16 protein-coding genes are annotated in these 15253 nt (G+C 73.4%); 8 read left to right on the top strand and 8 right to left on the bottom strand.

All coding sequences use genetic code 11. The features are described 5' to 3' along the window. Positions 1-578: maltotransferase domain-containing protein (locus ACIF8S_RS28185; protein ID WP_400002728.1), on the bottom strand; the 578-nt coding region annotated here is incomplete at its 3' end. 73 nt (positions 579-651) lie between these two features. Continuing rightward, entirely contained in the window at positions 652-954 is a 303-nt protein-coding gene (locus ACIF8S_RS28180; protein WP_145828473.1) for a DUF5133 domain-containing protein, read from the bottom strand. Between the two features lie 360 nt (positions 955-1314). Between ACIF8S_RS28180 and ACIF8S_RS28175 the strand changes: the two genes are divergently transcribed. Together ACIF8S_RS28175 and glgX are read left to right on the top strand one after the other, a co-directional pair. Further along, complete coding sequence (locus ACIF8S_RS28175) at positions 1315-1827, top strand: pep a2 (protein WP_349796785.1); 513 nt, start codon at positions 1315-1317, stop codon at positions 1825-1827. Next, positions 1824-3968: a glycogen debranching protein GlgX gene (glgX, locus tag ACIF8S_RS28170; protein WP_400002727.1), complete on the top strand. Its 2145-nt coding sequence runs from the start codon at positions 1824-1826 to the stop codon at positions 3966-3968. Before ACIF8S_RS28175 ends, glgX begins: the two co-directional genes overlap by 4 nt. Positions 3969-4017: 49 nt before the next feature. Here glgX and ACIF8S_RS28165 read toward each other — a convergent pair whose 3' ends face one another. Further along, the gene (locus ACIF8S_RS28165) at positions 4018-4821 is read right to left on the bottom strand and encodes a VOC family protein (protein ID WP_400002725.1); all 804 of its coding nucleotides are present in this window, start codon (positions 4819-4821) and stop codon (positions 4018-4020) included. A gap of 244 nt (positions 4822-5065) precedes the next feature. On the opposite strand from ACIF8S_RS28165, the gene ACIF8S_RS28160 reads away from it, so the two are divergent. Then, positions 5066-5392, top strand: coding sequence for an ANTAR domain-containing protein (locus ACIF8S_RS28160; RefSeq protein ID WP_400002723.1), 327 nt, complete (start codon positions 5066-5068; stop codon positions 5390-5392). A gap of 84 nt (positions 5393-5476) precedes the next feature. Here the strand turns inward: ACIF8S_RS28160 and ACIF8S_RS28155 are convergent, their stop codons facing one another. Further along, on the bottom strand, positions 5477-6268 hold the full coding sequence (locus tag ACIF8S_RS28155; RefSeq protein ID WP_400002722.1) for an RNA polymerase sigma factor SigF: 792 nt from the start codon (positions 6266-6268) through the stop codon (positions 5477-5479). 498 nt (positions 6269-6766) lie between these two features. Between ACIF8S_RS28155 and ACIF8S_RS28150 the strand changes: the two genes are divergently transcribed. After that, positions 6767-7288 carry a hypothetical protein gene (locus ACIF8S_RS28150; protein ID WP_400002720.1) on the top strand — a complete coding sequence of 174 codons (522 nt, stop codon included), beginning with the start codon at positions 6767-6769 and terminating at the stop codon, positions 7286-7288. Positions 7289-7352: 64 nt separating this feature from the next. Here the strand turns inward: ACIF8S_RS28150 and hemC are convergent, their stop codons facing one another. The 3 genes from hemC to ACIF8S_RS28135 all read right to left on the bottom strand — a co-directional run bounded on the left by hemC (position 7353) and on the right by ACIF8S_RS28135 (position 10305). Then, a complete protein-coding gene (gene hemC / locus ACIF8S_RS28145; protein ID WP_400002718.1) occupies positions 7353-8288 on the bottom strand; it encodes a hydroxymethylbilane synthase in 936 nt (311 codons plus the stop codon). A gap of 80 nt (positions 8289-8368) precedes the next feature. Further along, a complete protein-coding gene (locus ACIF8S_RS28140) occupies positions 8369-9145 on the bottom strand; it encodes an NPP1 family protein (RefSeq protein ID WP_400002717.1) in 777 nt (258 codons plus the stop codon). 179 nt (positions 9146-9324) lie between these two features. Further along, entirely contained in the window at positions 9325-10305 is a 981-nt protein-coding gene (locus ACIF8S_RS28135; protein ID WP_400002716.1) for an ATP-dependent DNA ligase, read from the bottom strand. Between the two features lie 158 nt (positions 10306-10463). Between ACIF8S_RS28135 and ACIF8S_RS28130 the strand changes: the two genes are divergently transcribed. The 4 genes from ACIF8S_RS28130 to ACIF8S_RS28115 all read left to right on the top strand — a co-directional run bounded on the left by ACIF8S_RS28130 (position 10464) and on the right by ACIF8S_RS28115 (position 14617). Further along, complete coding sequence (locus tag ACIF8S_RS28130; RefSeq protein WP_400002715.1) at positions 10464-10967, top strand: MarR family winged helix-turn-helix transcriptional regulator; 504 nt, start codon at positions 10464-10466, stop codon at positions 10965-10967. A 349-nt stretch (positions 10968-11316) separates the two neighbouring features. After that, the gene (locus ACIF8S_RS28125) at positions 11317-11697 is read left to right on the top strand and encodes a hypothetical protein (protein ID WP_400002714.1); all 381 of its coding nucleotides are present in this window, start codon (positions 11317-11319) and stop codon (positions 11695-11697) included. Continuing rightward, positions 11694-12161 carry a peroxiredoxin gene (locus ACIF8S_RS28120; protein ID WP_400002712.1) on the top strand — a complete coding sequence of 156 codons (468 nt, stop codon included), beginning with the start codon at positions 11694-11696 and terminating at the stop codon, positions 12159-12161. Before ACIF8S_RS28125 ends, ACIF8S_RS28120 begins: the two co-directional genes overlap by 4 nt. Positions 12162-12220: 59 nt before the next feature. Next, positions 12221-14617: a SpoIIE family protein phosphatase gene (locus ACIF8S_RS28115; RefSeq protein WP_400002710.1), complete on the top strand. Its 2397-nt coding sequence runs from the start codon at positions 12221-12223 to the stop codon at positions 14615-14617. 33 nt (positions 14618-14650) lie between these two features. Here ACIF8S_RS28115 and ACIF8S_RS28110 read toward each other — a convergent pair whose 3' ends face one another. Then, positions 14651-15253: a DNA polymerase ligase N-terminal domain-containing protein gene (locus tag ACIF8S_RS28110; RefSeq protein ID WP_400002709.1), complete on the bottom strand. Its 603-nt coding sequence runs from the start codon at positions 15251-15253 to the stop codon at positions 14651-14653.

The raw sequence follows: 15253 nt of genomic DNA, 5'->3' as shown, positions 1-15253 counted from the left end.
ACGAGCAGGGGCAGCGGGTCGCTGCTGGTGACCAGCTCACGCAGCGGATGCTTCGCCAGCACCGCCGCCACCTCCGGCGTCAACGCCGCCGCCAGGCGCGTGGCGCAGGGCAGGGAGTCGTCGCGCAGCGTCGCGGCCGCGGCGAGCACCACGTCCTGTCCGGCGTCGCGCGGCACCCCGGCCGCCGCGCGCCGGAACAGGTCCGCGCCCTCTTCCAGGACCAGCCCGGTGTCGATGCCGGCCGGGACCTTGACGGTGGCGACGCTCCGCCAGGTCGCCACGGGGTCGCCCCAGGCCTCGACACGGTAGGTCCACCGGCCCGGTGCGTCCGCCGCCACCTCCGCGCCCCACCGGTCCGAGCCGGGCGCCAGCTCCCGCATCGGCGTGAACGGACCCGGACGCCCCTCCGGATCCTTCAGCACCACATTGGCCGCCACCGCGTCGTGTCCCTCCCGGAACACGGTCGCCGTCACCTCGAACGCCTCGCCGACTACGGCCTTCGCCGGGCGTCTGCCGCAGTCGACGGACGGCCGGACGTCCCGTACCGGGACACGACCGATGGTCGGGGTCGTCTTCATGGGCCTGTGCACCTCCGCCGCTCGCGATGCCCGGGCCGGCGCCCGGGCGTGGGACCACTGGAAGGCGGGAAGGTCATTGCCTTCCCGCCGGGGAGCGCCGCTCGACGGCCGGCGGACCGCGTCGGACCGTGGCGGCCGGACGGGGCCTGTCGTTCAGTTCCTGCAGATAGGTGACGGCAGTGGTGCGCAGGTACCGTTCCGCGGCGTCGGCCGCCTCCCGCGCGCAGCGCTTCCCCATCAGCACGCACAGGGTGTAGCCGGAGTCCTCGAAGGTCGCCCGCACCGTGTGGTCGGTGGGGGCGGCCAGCATCACGCGTTCCCAGGCCCGGTAGCGGCGCAACTGCCGGGCAACTTCGGCTTTGGCGGGTAGCAGCATGCGCCGTTCACCTTTCCGGGGCTCGATGGGTGCGCGTTGTCCCGACGGTCGGGCGGAGCCGTGCGCACCGCTGCACGGACCCGTAACGGCGATCGAGGTCTTCACACATGGTGCACGGACGGTGACCCCTCGTCTTGTTGGAATTTCAACCACTGTGCCGGAGGCTCCGTGCCTGGCCGGCGGCCTGTCGCCCGCTCAGATGTCACCTCAGGAATCTCACCCGTGCGCTCGTGTTGCACGAATGGACCAACCCCCTCAGTCTGAAGGTGACTCAGAAGCGATACCCGCTCACGTTCCGTGTTCGGGGTCCCGTCCGCCGGACGGGAGGAGCGCGAGCTTCGCGGTGAGGAGCCCACGACGATGAAGACCGCAGTGCCCTGCTACTACCACCTCGATGTGGAAGTCAGCCCCGAGAGGGTGGGACAGGTCAGCCGGATACTGGCCGCCCACCTCCGGTTCTGGGATCTGGAGAACCTGGTGGAGCCCGTCTGCGGCGGTGCCGAGATGCTGCTCCACGCCATCGACGAGCACGCCACCGACAAGAACACGTCCATCGAGATGTGGTGGAACGGCCAGCACCTCATCACGGCCATCGGCGACAACGACCGGGCCCTGCGACCCGACCAGGAACTGCGCGGCTGCCTGGAACATCTCGCGGCCAGCAGCGACGGCTGGGGCTGCTGCGCCACCGAGACCGGCAGCAAGGTCATCTGGTTCTCCCAGCGGGCCCGCGCCGGCGAACGCGTGCCCCTCGTGCCCACCGCGCCCGACCCGCGCGAGAGCGAGGGCCTGGACCTGCCCCGCGAGGTGAGCGTCACCACGGTCACCGCGCGGATGCGAACGCCGGGCGGCCTCCTGGAGGAGGTCCGGTGACCCGGCGAAACAACCGGAAAGGGGCGCCCGCCTGGAGCGGGCGCCCCTACCCGCTGGGTGCGTCCTACGACGGTGAGGGCACCAACTTCGCGCTGTTCAGCGAGGTCGCCGAACGCGTCGACCTGGTCCTGGTGGACGACGACGGCCGGCACCGCACCGTGCGGCTCACCGAGGTCGACGGCTTCGTCTGGCACGGCTACCTGCCCGGCGTGGGCCCCGGCCGGCGCTACGGCTACCGGGTGCACGGCCCCTGGGCGCCCTCGGCCGGCCACCGATGCAACCCGGCGAAGCTGCTCCTCGACCCCTACGCCACCGCCGTCGACGGCCAGATCGACAACCACCCCTCGCTGTACGAGCGGAACCCGCACGGACCCGACCCGGCGGACAGCGCGGGCCACACCATGCTCGGCGTGGTGACCGACCCCGCCTTCGACTGGGGCGACGACGCACGGCCCGGCCGCCCGTACTCCGACACCGTGATCTACGAGACCCACGTCAAGGGGCTGACCCGCACCCACCCCGACGTCCCGCCGGAACTCCGCGGCACCTACGCCGGGATGGCACACCCCTCGGTGGTGGAGCACCTCACCTCGCTCGGCGTCACCGCGGTGGAGCTGATGCCGGTGCACCAGTTCGTCCAGGACGGCGTGCTCCAGGGGCGCGGCCTGGCCAACTACTGGGGCTACAACACCATCGGCTTCTTCGCCCCGCACAACGCCTACGCCGCCCACGGCACCCGCGGCCAACAGGTCACGGAGTTCAAGGAGATGGTGAAGGCGCTGCACGCGGCCGGGCTCGAGGTGATCCTGGACGTCGTCTACAACCACACCGCCGAGGGCAACGAGAAGGGCCCCACCCTCTCCTTCCGGGGCATCGACAACTCCTCGTACTACCGCCTGGTGGACGGCGACTGGCGGCACTACTACGACACCACCGGCACCGGCAACAGCCTGCTGATGCGCCACCCCTACGTGCTCCAGCTGATCATGGACTCGCTGCGGTACTGGGTCACCGAGATGCACGTCGACGGGTTCCGCTTCGACCTCGCGGCCACCCTGGCCCGGCAGTTCCACGAGGTGGACCGGCTGTCGGCGTTCTTCGACCTGATCCAGCAGGACCCCGTGATCAGCCGCGTCAAGCTCATCGCGGAGCCCTGGGACGTCGGCGAAGGCGGGTACCAGGTCGGCAACTTCCCCCCGCTGTGGTCGGAATGGAACGGCATGTACCGGGACGCCGTACGGGACTTCTGGCGCGGCGAGGACCACACCCTCGGCGAGTTCGCCTCCCGGCTGACCGGCTCCTCCGACCTGTACGCCCACCACCGGCGCCGGCCCCGCGCCAGCGTCAACTTCGTCACCGCGCACGACGGTTTCACCCTGTGCGACCTGGTCTCGTACAACGACAAGCACAACGAGGCCAACGGCGAGGACAACCAGGACGGGGAGAACGACAACCGCTCCTGGAACTGCGGTGCCGAGGGCCCGAGCCGCGATCCGGCGGTACGGGAGCTGCGCGCCCGCCAGCAGCGCAACTTCCTCTCGACGCTGCTGCTCTCACAGGGCATCCCGATGCTCTCGCACGGTGACGAACTGGGCCGCACGCAGGACGGCAACAACAACGCCTACTGCCAGGACAACGAGATCAGCTGGATCGACTGGCGCCTCGGCGACGACCAGCGCGGGCTGCTGGACTTCACGCGCCGGCTCATCTCCCTGCGCCGGGACCACCCGGTGCTGCGCCGCCGCCGGTTCTTCCGGGGCGAGACCCCGCGCAACGCGGACCAGCCGCTGCCCGACCTGGTGTGGCTGGCGCCCGACGCGCGGGAGATGACCGACGACGACTGGCTGCGCTCCGACGCCCACTCGGTCGGCGTGTTCCTCAACGGCGACGCCATCGCCGAACCGGACCCGCGCGGCCGGCCCGTCATCGACGACTCGTTCCTGCTGCTGCTCAACAGCCACTGGGAACCGGTCAATTTCCGGCTGCCGGACGCCTCCTACGGCGAACGGTGGACGGCGCTGATCGACACCGCCGACCCCGACGGCACCCCCGACGAGGCGGAACGCAAGGCGGGCACGAGGCTGACGGTCGACGCCCGCAGTCTGGTGCTGCTGTCCCGTCCGTCCCGGCGCGCGCGGTAGGCGCCGGACCACCCGGGGCGCGCGGTGAGCCGCGGGCCCCGGGGAGGCGTCAGTGCTCGCGGCGCGAGGTGACCGTGAACCGGGCACCCTCGTTGTCGCTCAGCACCGCCTCCTCGGGGCCCAGGGCGAGCACCGTGCCGCCCCGCTCCTCGGCGACGCGGGCGCAGGCGGCCACGTCCGTCACGGTGAAGTGGACCTGCCAGTGCGGCCGGATCCGCGGATCGGGGGCCGACCCCAGGGCGCCCGACTCGATGCGCGCCACCACGTCACCCCGGCTGCGCAGCACCACTTCCTCGCCCTCGTAGTGCACCTCGCAGCCGCCCGGCCCGCCGGACGCCCAGTCGAAGACCTCGCCGTAGAAGATCGCCGCGTCGAAGGCGTCCCGGGTGTGCAGCCGGACGAACGCCAGCTGCGCACGGCGCCAGGTGGACCAGTCGCTGAACAGCTCGCCCTCCCACACCCCGAACGTCGCCCCGTCCCGGTCGGCGAGCAACGCGGCACGGCCCGGCGGCAACGAGATCGGGCCCACCGCCGCGGTCCCGCCGCGCTCCTGCACCCGCCCGGCGGCCTCGTCGGCGCTGCGCACCGCGAAGTACGGCGTCCACGCCACCGCCATCTGCCACATGCCGGCCACGGCGGCGATCCCCGCCACCGGCCGGCCGTTCGCCAGGGCGACGCGGAACCGGTCGCCCAGCCGCATGGGGCGCCACTCCCAGCCGAGCACGGCGCTGTAGAAGTCCTCGGTGCCCTGGAGATCGCGGCTGGTCAGACTCACCCAGCAGGGGGCGCCGTAGACGGCGTCCGTCGAGACGACGTCCGTCGCGCCGGCGGGGGAGGGCATGTCGTGGTTCATAGCAGTCGCGTCCTGATCTCGTCGGCCCGGCAGCCACCCGGATGGGACCAGTGTCGACGGGACACCGGCCCGGGCGCCTGCCGAGTACCCCGGCGGCGGCACCGAAACGGTGACCCCGGCCACCCGCGGGCCACCCCGGTGGCACGGGGCGGTCCGAGTGGCGACCATGGAGGGATCGGACACTGGGTGAAGGCACCTAAGCACTAAGCGAAGGCACCACGAGAGCGGCACACCGGAACCGGAGGTGACCATGCCCACGGACGGGGGCGCGGACCGGATCCTCCAGCTGGAGGAAGAAGTTCAGCAGCTGAAGGACGCGGTCGTCTCGCACGCGGTGGTGGACCAGGCCATCGGAATGATCGTCGCGCTCGGGCGGGTCTCGCCCGACCAGGGCTGGACCGTGCTGAAGGAGGTGTCCCAGCGGACCAACATCAAGCTGCGCACCATCGCCGACATGATCCTCGTCTGGGGGCGCACCGGAGCGTTGCCGGCGGACGTCCGCACCGTCCTCGAGGAGGTCCTGGACCGCCTGGGCCCCACCCGCCTCCCGGAAAGTCCCCCGGACCCCTGACCGCCCCCGGCCTCCCAGGGGGGCGCCGGCCGGATCGCCGGGTGGGGTGGACCGGGGCTGACCGGATCGGGGCCTACCGGTGGGTCAGTCGGGGTCGGTGGAGAGTTCTTCGCGGACGTGGGCGAAGCAGCTGCTCAGGAGGCGGGAGACGTGCATCTGGGAGATGCCGAGCTGGTCGGCGATCCCGCTCTGCGTCATCCCCTTGAAGAAGCGCAGGTAGAGGATGAGCCGTTCGCGCTCGGGCAGCGCCTCCAGGCAGGGCCGGACCGCCGCCCGGTCCACGACGGCGTCGTACGCCGGGTCCGGGCCGCCGATCGAGTCGCCCAGGGCGTACCCGTCGGTGCCCGGCATCTCCGCCTCCAGCGAGAGCGCGGAGAAGCACTCCAGCGCCTCCATGCCGGTGCGCACCTCGTCCTCCGTCAGCCGGGCTTGGGCGGCGATCTCGGCGACCGTGGGCGCCCGGCCCGGCGTCGTCTGCGCCAGCTCCTTCGCCGCGCCGCGCACCCGGTTGCGCAGGTCCTGCACCCGGCGCGGCACGTGCAGCGTCCACATGTGGTCGCGGAAGTGGCGCTTGATCTCACCCGTGACGGTGGGCACCGCGTACGCCTCGAAGGCGTTCCCGCGCGCCGGGTCGTAGTGGTCGACGGCTTTCACCAGACCGAGGGCGGCCACCTGGTACAGGTCCTCCAGAGCCTCTCCTCGGCCCCGGAACCGCACGGCGATCCGCTCGGCCATGGGGAGCCATGCCGTGACCAGCTCGTCGCGCAGCCTCCGTCGCTCCGGCCCGTCGGGCAGACCGGCCAGACGTATGAAGTCCCGGGTCGTCTCGGGCGCGTCTTCATGGGAGTGGGGCTTCCTGGGACTGACGGTACGCATCACGCGCACCTCCCTGAGCGGGGTGCCGGATGGACAGAACCCGTGGGAAGCGGCCTTCTCGGACCTGGCAGGTCCGGGGCCGGCCGACCGGTTCCCACGGACGTGCCTCCTGTCCGAAGCACTGAGAATTCCTTTCCCTCCCCGCCGCCATTCCAAAACGCATTCCGGAAAGCGGCGGAGAATATTTTCCGGAATGGGCACGCTGTGGAAACGAGGGAATTCATGCTGTGAATTACGCCAGGCACGGGCCTCCGCGCGGGTCCGCCTCGCGACGGGCGCGGCCGGGCGTACCGGCGGCGTGCCCGTGATCATCACGGCGGACGTGATGTACGGCACGCCGCCCCGCGGCGCCGATGGGCCGGTCGGGGGATTCCTCCTGCGCAGCGCTTGATCACCGATCAGATGGGGCGAACTACCTGACCACAGCGCATTCCGCTCATTTGACAGTGCGCTGAGCCCACAGATAGGAAGCAGCGGACAGAAGTCGAGAGGTGCACTGTGTACGAGCCGAACGTGGTCGGGGACTGGCAGGAGTACGACGAGCATGCCGGTCTGCGGGTCCGCGTCCATCGTCTGGAAGCGGGCGAGCCGCCGCGCGGGCGGGACGAGGCCGCCGAGGGGCTGTCGTACTTCCGGGTCCGGGTGACCGTGGAGAACCGGGGTGACCGACCCGTGTGCATTCATCTCGAGGACGGCCAGATCGACGTGCGCACCGGGACCGACGGCGAGAGCGCATTCATCGACTGGCGCAACTCGCAATTCATCGAGGGGTTCGACGTCTATCCGCTGCGCCGCGCCACCGCCGTGCTCTACGCGGCCGGACCCGAGGGGTCCCTGGCACAGGTGGACGTCCAGGTGCAGCTGCGCGCCGACGAGGAGTGGGCCGGGCGCCGGCTGTGGACGGGCGGCGTCGGGGTGCACGAGCCCGCCCCGGGCACGCCGGCCGGTGCGGCCCGGGAGTCCCTCGCCCAGCAGGTGAGCCTCTTCCTGCAGGAGCAGGCGGAGGAGGGCACCGCCTGACCACGGGGCGGGCGGCGGACACCGCCCGGCCCGCCCGCTCCCCACGGTCGGTGCGTCGGCGCGATCAGTGCGGAATGCCGTCGATGACGTCGCGGGCGCCCTGACGCAGCAGGGCCACGGCGACCGACGTGCCGAGCGTCGCCGGGTCGAGCCGCCCCGCCCACTCGTGCGCGTTCAGCCGGGTCTTGCCGTCCGGCGTGAAGACACAGGCCCGCAGGGACAGCTCGCCACCCCGGTCGACGCGGGCGAGGCCCGCGATCGGGCTGTTGCAGTGCCCCTGGAGCACGTGCAGCAGCATGCGCTCGGCGGTGGTCTCGCGGTGCGTGTCCGGGTGGTTGAGGACGCCGACCGCCTCGATCAGCCCCGTGTCGCCCTCCCGGCACTGCAGGGCCAGGACGCCCGCGCCGACCGGCGGCAGCATGACGTCGGCGGACAGCACCTCGCTGACCACGTCACGGCGGCCGATCCGCTCCAGTCCGGCGACCGCCAGCAGCAGGGCGTCCACCTCGCCGTCCGCGAGCTTGGCCAGCCGGCGGTTGGCGTTTCCGCGCAGCGGCACGCACCGCAGGTGCGGGTGGGTCGCGGCCAGCTGGGCGACCCGGCGCACCGAGGAGGTGCCGACCCGGGTGCCGGGCGGCAGCTCGTCCAGGGTGAGACCGTCCGGGTGCACCAGCGCGTCACGGACGTCGTCCCGCTCCAGGAACGCCGCGAACACCGTGCCCGCCGGGAGGGGGCGGTCGGCGGGCACGTCCTTCACGCAGTGCACCGCGAGGTCCGCCTCACCGGCCAGCAGGGCGGCGTCCACCTCCTTGGTGAACGCGCCCTTGCCCTCCACCTGCGACAGGTCACCGAGCCACTTGTCCCCGGTCGTGCGCACCGGGACCACCTCGGTGCGCACCCCGGGGTGGGCAGCGGCCAGCTCCGCGCGGACGCGCTCGACCTGGGCGAGCGCCATGGGCGAGTCGCGGGAGACGATACGGATCAGTTCCGGGACGGCCATGGCGTCACGATAGACCCCCGTGACCCCTCGGCGCCGGGGACACGATGTCGCGTCCCCGGACGTCAACTCGCCCCACTTTGTCATCCGTTCGGGTCGAAGGCGATGCCCGAGGGCTTGGCCGCGGCGAGGTGGGAGGCGAAGCTGCCGTCCTTCAGACCGAAGTGGGCGCTGCCGAAGTCGTGGGCGACGAGCTTGTCGCGCAGCCCCGGCGGGTAGCCGTTCCAGCCGACCAGGGCCGGGTACTGCCAGGTGCCCTTGTGGTTCTCGGGCGGTTCGTCGCCCGCGCCCGCCGGCCGGAAGCAGTGGGTGCTGATGCCGTCCTTGTGGTAGACGACCTTCGGGTGGGTGCCCTCGAAGCGGACCGAGGAGCGGGGGTGGATCGTGAACGAGCCGTGGTTGGACGTGGCGACGTACTGCACGGTGTCGTTCTGCACCCACACCACGACGTGTTCCCAGTCGTGGCGGTGGCCGCCGAGGCTGACGCCGGGCAGCGCCTGGTCCTTCTCGAAGTACAGCGCGTAGACGACGGCGCACCAGCCGTTGTTGCAGGTGGCGCGCGCGTAGCCGTTGGTGTTGTCCAGGTCGGAGGCGTCCCGGCAGTTGCCGTTCAGGGCACCGGTCGGCTTCAGTCCGGCGTTGATCGAGCCGTCCGGGCCGATCGCGGCGGAGGAGTAGCAGCCGTCGGTGTCGTAGTCGTAGGCCGGCTGGTAGGTACTCTCCAGGGCGTCGGCGTTCGCGGGGAGCGCGGGCGGGGGAGCGGCGAAGGCCGTCGCGGGGAAGGCGACGACGAGGGCGGCGGCGCCGGCCAGGCCGGTCAGCCATCTTCTGACGTGCGTACGGGGCGTGCTCGGCGACACCGCGTCCTCCTCGTGGACAGGCGCAGCCCAACGGGCGTGGGGGGCTGGGGAGTTCACAGCATCGCGGCCGGACGTGCGCATGCCAAGAGGGCGGTGTCATGTCGGTGGGGGAGGGCCGCGCCCACGCCGAGCCGCCGGCGCCGGAGGGCGGGCCGGGCGGCGGCGGGCGCCGCGCCGGATCACGCCAGGTCGTCGGGAAGGTCGGCCGCGGCCTCCTCGGGCGCGAGGTCCGGCCGCAGCCGCAGCCAGGACGGCTGGCGCAGCATCCCCTCACGGGTGCGGGCGCTGTACCGCACCTCGCCGACCAGGCGGGGCACCACCCAGTGGGCGCCCGGGACGGCCGGCACCGGGTCGAAGGGGCAGACGTCGCTCGCGGCGGCCCGCAACAGCGCGGCCAGTTCCGTGCGTTCGGTCTCGTTCCAGCCGGTGCCCACGCCGCCGACGTAGCGCAGCCGGCCCGCCGCCCGCTGGCCGACCAGGACGGCGCCCGGCAGTCCGGTCAGCCGGCCCTTGCCCGGCAGCCAGCCCCCGACCAGCACGTCCTCGCTGCGCATGTTGCGGATCTTGATCCAGGCGCGCGAGCGGGCTCCCGGCTCGTACACGGAGTCCAGCCGTTTGCAGACCAGCCCCTCCAGGCCGTGCTCGACGGTGGCCCGCAGCGCCTCCGGGCCGTGGCCCACGAGCGCGGCCGGGGTGGACCAGGCGGGGCCGTCGAGTCCCAGGTCCTCCAGTGCCTCGCGGCGGCGGACGTAGGGCTCGCGGACCAGCGAGCGGCCGTCGAGGTGCATCACGTCGAACAGGATCAGGTGCACCGGCACGGTCTCCGCGCGCCGGGCGGCTCGGGCCGGGGAGTGCGCCAGGCCCATCCGGGACTGCAGCAGCTGGAAGCTGGCCCGGCCGTCCGCGTCGAGGGCCAGCACCTCGCCGTCCAGCACCGCCGGCCGGGGACCGAGGGCGGTGGCCAGCGGGCGCAGCTCGGGGTACGCGCCGGTGATCTCCTGGCCGGACCGGGCACGCAGGACGACGCTGCCGTCCCCCGGGAGGTAGACCACGGCCCGCTGGCCGTCCTGCTTGGTCTCGTACGCCCAGCGCGGGTCCGCCGCGGGGGGCGGCAGCCGGCCGGGCGTCGCGAGCATGGGCGGGATCAGTGGCAGCGTCACGGGTGAGGTGTGGACGGACCTGCCGGACGGCACGCGTCCGCGTGTCCTGTTTCGCCTGAACGGAGCCCGGACGGAGCCCGGACGGAGCGCTGAGCGGAGGGTTCCGTTCCTCGCCGCTCAGTTGATTGAGTTACGCAATGAGATGGTAAAGTGCGGGTATGGCCACACCCCCGCCCCCCGACGGTTCCCCCTCCCCGGAGGTGGTCGACATCGAGCGCGCGCTGTACCGCATCACCTATCTGAGCTCGCGCGCCCGGCAGCACGAGCGGCTGATGGCCGCAGCGGGGGTTCCGCTGGACCGGGCCGGGGCGGCCCTGCTGCGGAAGATGGCCGACGCCGAGCCGATGCGGCCGGGGGAGCTGGCGGCCCGGCTGGGCGTGGAGGCCTCGCACGTCACGCGCACGGTGCAGCATCTGGAGAAGTCCGGTCACGTCGTGCGCGTCCCCGACCCGGACGACCGCCGCGCCCAGCGCATCCAGCTCACGGACGCCGGGCGGCAGGCCGTCGCGCGGATCCGCGAGACCGGGGTGCGGGGCATGCAGGCGGCCCTGGCCCACTGGTCGCCGGACGACCTGCGCCGGCTCGCCACGCTGTTCCACCGCATGGTCGACGACTTCCTCGCCCACGCGGCCGACGAGGACACGGAACCCACGACGAGCTGAGCGGTTGCCGCCGCGTGTCTCTCGCGCCGCCCGGTGCCCGGACCCACCGTCCACCACGTCGCCGCCGGCCCCGGGCCCGTCCCGCAAAGGCCCGCAGCACGCGGCCCCTCTCGCCGAAGCCCGCGCCTCGGGCCGCCGCACGCCCCGCCGGGCTCCTGGTTCGCCGAAGGGTCGCGCCCACCGGGCTCGGGGCGCCGCCGCGACGCCCGCCTTGGGATGGGCGCCCAGTGCTCAGGGCTCCTGGGCCCGCCGACCGTGCTCTGCCGGCGGCTGGTCCTCCGTCGACGCCCCCCGAAAGCTGAGGGCTTACCGTCCGGTAACGTGCGCGGGAGTCGTTGGAGGAGGAACCGTGTCACGGTCCGAACGCTCGCCCCTGCTGCTCGCCGGCCTGCTGGCCGTCGCGGGCACCGCGCACTTCGCCGCGCCCCGCCAGTTCGACCACATCGTCCCGCGCTCCCTGCCCGGCACGCCGCGCGCCTGGACCTACGCGAGCGGAGCGGCCGAGCTGGCGCTGGCCGCCGGAGTGGCGCTGCCCCGGACCCGTAAGACCGCCGCGCTGGCCGCCGCGGCCTTCTTCGTCGGGGTGTTCCCCGCCAACGTGAAGATGGCCGTCGACTGGCGCCACCGCCCCGCCCCGCAGCGGGCCGCCGCCCTGGGCCGGCTGCCGTTGCAGGTGCCGCTGGTGATGTGGGCGCGCGGCGTCGCCAAGGGTGCGGAGGCCACGGCATGAGCGGGCGCGTGGAGAAGGGCGACACGGTCGAGGACTTCGCGGCACCGGACGAGACCGGCACCGTCCGCAGGCTGTCGGAGCTGCTCGCCGACGGCCCGGTGGTGCTGTTCTTCTACCCCGCCGCCCTGAGCCCCGGCTGCACCGCACAGGCCTGCCACTTCCGCGACCTCGCCGCCGAGTTCGCCGAGGTGGGCGCCCGTCCCGTGGGCGTCAGCGCGGACCCCGTGGAGCGGCAGGCCGAGTTCGCCGGACGGCACACCCTGGGCATGCCCCTGCTGTCGGACACCGACGGCGTGATCCGGGAGCGGTTCGGTGTGAAGCGGGGCGTCTCGGTGGCCCCCACCAAGCGGGCCACCTTCGTCATCGGCCAGGACCGGACCGTGCTGGAGGTCGTGCGCAGCGAGCTGCGGATGAACACGCACGCCGACAAGGCCCTCGCCGCACTGCGCGACCTGCGGGGCTGACGCCCGCCGACCGGACCGCCGCGGTTGAGAGGCGACGGCCGCGGGCCGATGCTGGAGCAATGGACGACGCCTCCGCCGCGCTGGTCGTCGATGCCCGCGGCGTCGTGACGGGGTGGAGCGAGGGAGCCCGGACACTGACCGGGCTCTCCGCCGACGAGGCCGTGGGACGTCCCGTACGGGATCTGCTCGCCGACGAGCCCACGAAAGCGCGGCAGCCCCGGGACCCCCGGCAGCCGCCTGAGCCGGAGGGAGTACCGTCCGGCGCCCCGCCCGTCCCCTCGGGAATCGTCACCGTGCGTCATCGCGACGGCAGCCGGGTGACGCTCCGGCTGGCGGTCTGCCCCGTCCGCGGCCCGGGGGACACGGACGCCGGATACGTGGTCACCGCGCGGCCCGCGGTGGCCGCCGAGACGTCCCTGGCCGGCCAGGCCTTCCAGCAGTCGTCCCTCGCGATCTCCGTCCTCGACACCGAACACCGCTTCATCCGGCTCAACGACGCCGCCTGCGCCGCGATGGGCGGCACCGAGGAGACCCTGCTCGGGCACGGCTTCCTCGACACCGCGGGACGCAGCGAGGGCACCCTCGGTATCGACCGGCACATGCGCCAGGTCGCCGAGACGGGCAGGTCGCTGCGCGACGAGAGCTTCGGCGAGGCCGCCTCCGACCTGCACCGGCACGCCTGGAACGTCGAGATGTGGCCGGTGCGCGACGCCGAAGGCCGGCTGGTCGGCACCGCGCTGGCGGGACTGGACAGCAGCGAACAGCACCGCGCCCGTCGCCGGCTGGCGCTGCTCAACGAGGCGGCCGCCGCCCTCGGCACCACCCTCGACGTCGTCCGCACCGCCGAGGAACTCGTGGAACTGCTGGTCCCGGACTTCGCCGACTTCGCCTGCGTCGACCTGCTCGACTGGGTGCTCGACGCCGAGGCGCCCCCGCTGCGGTCCGACGCCGACGTCGTCCTGCGCCGCGTCGCGCACGGCTCCGCCGGACCGCGCGCTCCCGAGACGGTCGTCCCCCTCGGCCGCACGGACGTCTACCCGCCCTACTCGCCGCCCGCGCGGGCGCTGAAGGACGGCGGAGCGGTGCTGGCCAGAGCCGGGGAACCGGACTTCGACCGGTGGATGGGCGAGCGCGGCACCCCGTCGCTCCCGTCGGGGGCGACGCCGCCTCCCGCGATCCACTCGGAGCTCGCCGTGCCGCTGCGGGCCCGCGGTACCACCCTCGGCGTGGCGGTCGCCGTCCGCAACGTCCACCCCGACGGGTACGCCGTCGACGACGCCGTCCTCGCCGAGGAGCTCGCCAGCCGGGCCGCGGTGTGCGTGGACAACGCCCGCCGCTTCGCCCGGGAACGCGCCACCGCGCTGACCCTCCAGCACAGCCTGCTGCCGAAGGTGCTGCCCGGCCAGGCCGCCGTCGAGGTCGCCCACCGCTACCTGCCGTCCGGCTCCGCGGCGGGCATCGGCGGCGACTGGTTCGACATCATCCCGCTGTCGGGCACCCGGGTCGCCCTGGTCGTGGGGGACGTCGTCGGCCACGGCATCCCCTCCACCGCCACCATGGGGCGGCTGTGCACGGCCGTACGCACCCTGGCGGACGTCGACCTGCCGCCCGACGAGCTGCTCACCCACCTGGACGACCTCGTCACCCATCTGGCCGCCGAGGACCCGGACGGAGACGTGGCGGAGCTCGGCGCCACCTGCCTGTACGCCGTCTACGACCCGGTCGGCCGGCGCCTGGCGGTGGCCGCCGCCGGCCATCCCGCGCCGGCCCTGCTGCTGCCCGACGGGACCTGCCGGCTCGTGCCCGTGAACGCGGGCCCGCCGCTGGGCGTCGGCGGACTGCCGTTCGAGGCGACCGAGCTGGACGTGCCGGAGGGCTCCGTCGTCGCCCTCTACACCGACGGACTGGTGGAGGGCCGCGACCGCGACATCGACCACGCGACGCGGGAGCTGTGCCGCTCCCTGACGGTGCCCGTCCAGTCGCTGGACGACCTGTGCGACGTCGTACTGAAGCAGGTGCTGCCCGAGGAGCCGGGCGACGACGTCGTCCTGCTGCTCGCCCGCACCCGCGCCCTCGGCGCCGGCCAGGTCGCCACCCGGGACGTGCCGCAGGACGCCGAGGCGGTGGCCGCCGTCCGGCAGTGGGCGGTCGACCTGCTGGCCGCCTGGGGGCTGGGCGAGGTCGCCTTCGTCACCGAACTCGTGGTCAGTGAGCTGGTCACCAACGCCATCCGTTACGGCGAGCCCCCGATCCAGCTGAGACTGATCCGGGACCGCACCCTCATCTGCGAGGTCACCGACACCAGCTCCACCTCGCCCCACCTGCGGCGGGCGCACGCCTTCGACGAAGGGGGCAGGGGACTGCTGCTGGTCGCCCAGCTCACCCAGCGCTGGGGGAGCCGGCAGGCGGACGGCGGCAAGACCATCTGGGCGGAACAGACCATCCCACCCCGCTGACCCGCCGCCCGGCCGACGCCGGGCTCCGGCGTCTCAGCCGTCCTCCCGCGCGACCTGCGCGAGGGTGCGGCCCGTGCGGGCGGAGCGGGCCCGGCGGGGATCGGGTGCGCCCCGGCCGCCCGAGCCGCCCTTGGCCGCGCGGACCAGCAGCCACGCCTCCTCGCCGTCGTCCCCGCCGCGGAAGCGGGTGAGGGCGTACTCGCCGCGCAGCTTCGAGCCGTGCAGCCGGAAGGTGGCGTGGCCGCGCTCCAGGGACCGGGCGAAGTCCACGGCGTGGCCCCGGCGGTCGTGGCTGAGCGGCTCGTACGTGCCGTGGTCCCAGACGATCACCGTGCCCCCGCCGTACTCACCGTGCGGGATGACGCCCTCGAACTCCTCGTACTCCAGCGGGTGGTCCTCCGTCGGCACGGCCAGCCGCTTGTCGTGCGGGTCGGCGGACGGCCCCTTCGGCACCGACCAGGACTTCAGCACGTCGCCCACCTGGAGCCGGAAGTCGAAGTGCATCCGGCGCGCGTCGTGGATCTGCACGACGAAGCGGGGTCCCGCGTCCGTCTTCCGGCCGCCGCCCCGGGGCTCCCGGGTCAGGCCGAAGTCCCGCTTGCCGTGGTAGTCCCGCAACCGGTCCGGTCCGCCCAC

Origin of the sequence: Streptomyces sp. NPDC085937 (genome assembly GCF_044540535.1) — a bacterium.
Classification (GTDB): domain Bacteria; phylum Actinomycetota; class Actinomycetes; order Streptomycetales; family Streptomycetaceae; genus Streptomyces.
This window is presented reverse-complemented; position numbering and strand designations above follow the sequence as displayed.

Coding starts and splice junctions, on each gene's coding strand:
- ACIF8S_RS28180 (WP_145828473.1), bottom strand. CDS start 954: ATGCTGCTACCCGCCAAAGCCGAAGTTGCCCGGCAGTTGCGCCGCTAC.
- ACIF8S_RS28175 (WP_349796785.1), top strand. CDS start 1,315: ATGAAGACCGCAGTGCCCTGCTACTACCACCTCGATGTGGAAGTCAGC.
- ACIF8S_RS28165 (WP_400002725.1), bottom strand. CDS start 4,821: ATGAACCACGACATGCCCTCCCCCGCCGGCGCGACGGACGTCGTCTCG.
- ACIF8S_RS28155 (WP_400002722.1), bottom strand. CDS start 6,268: ATGCGTACCGTCAGTCCCAGGAAGCCCCACTCCCATGAAGACGCGCCC.
- hemC (WP_400002718.1), bottom strand. CDS start 8,288: ATGGCCGTCCCGGAACTGATCCGTATCGTCTCCCGCGACTCGCCCATG.
- ACIF8S_RS28130 (WP_400002715.1), top strand. CDS start 10,464: ATGGCCACACCCCCGCCCCCCGACGGTTCCCCCTCCCCGGAGGTGGTC.
- ACIF8S_RS28120 (WP_400002712.1), top strand. CDS start 11,694: ATGAGCGGGCGCGTGGAGAAGGGCGACACGGTCGAGGACTTCGCGGCA.
- ACIF8S_RS28115 (WP_400002710.1), top strand. CDS start 12,221: ATGGACGACGCCTCCGCCGCGCTGGTCGTCGATGCCCGCGGCGTCGTG.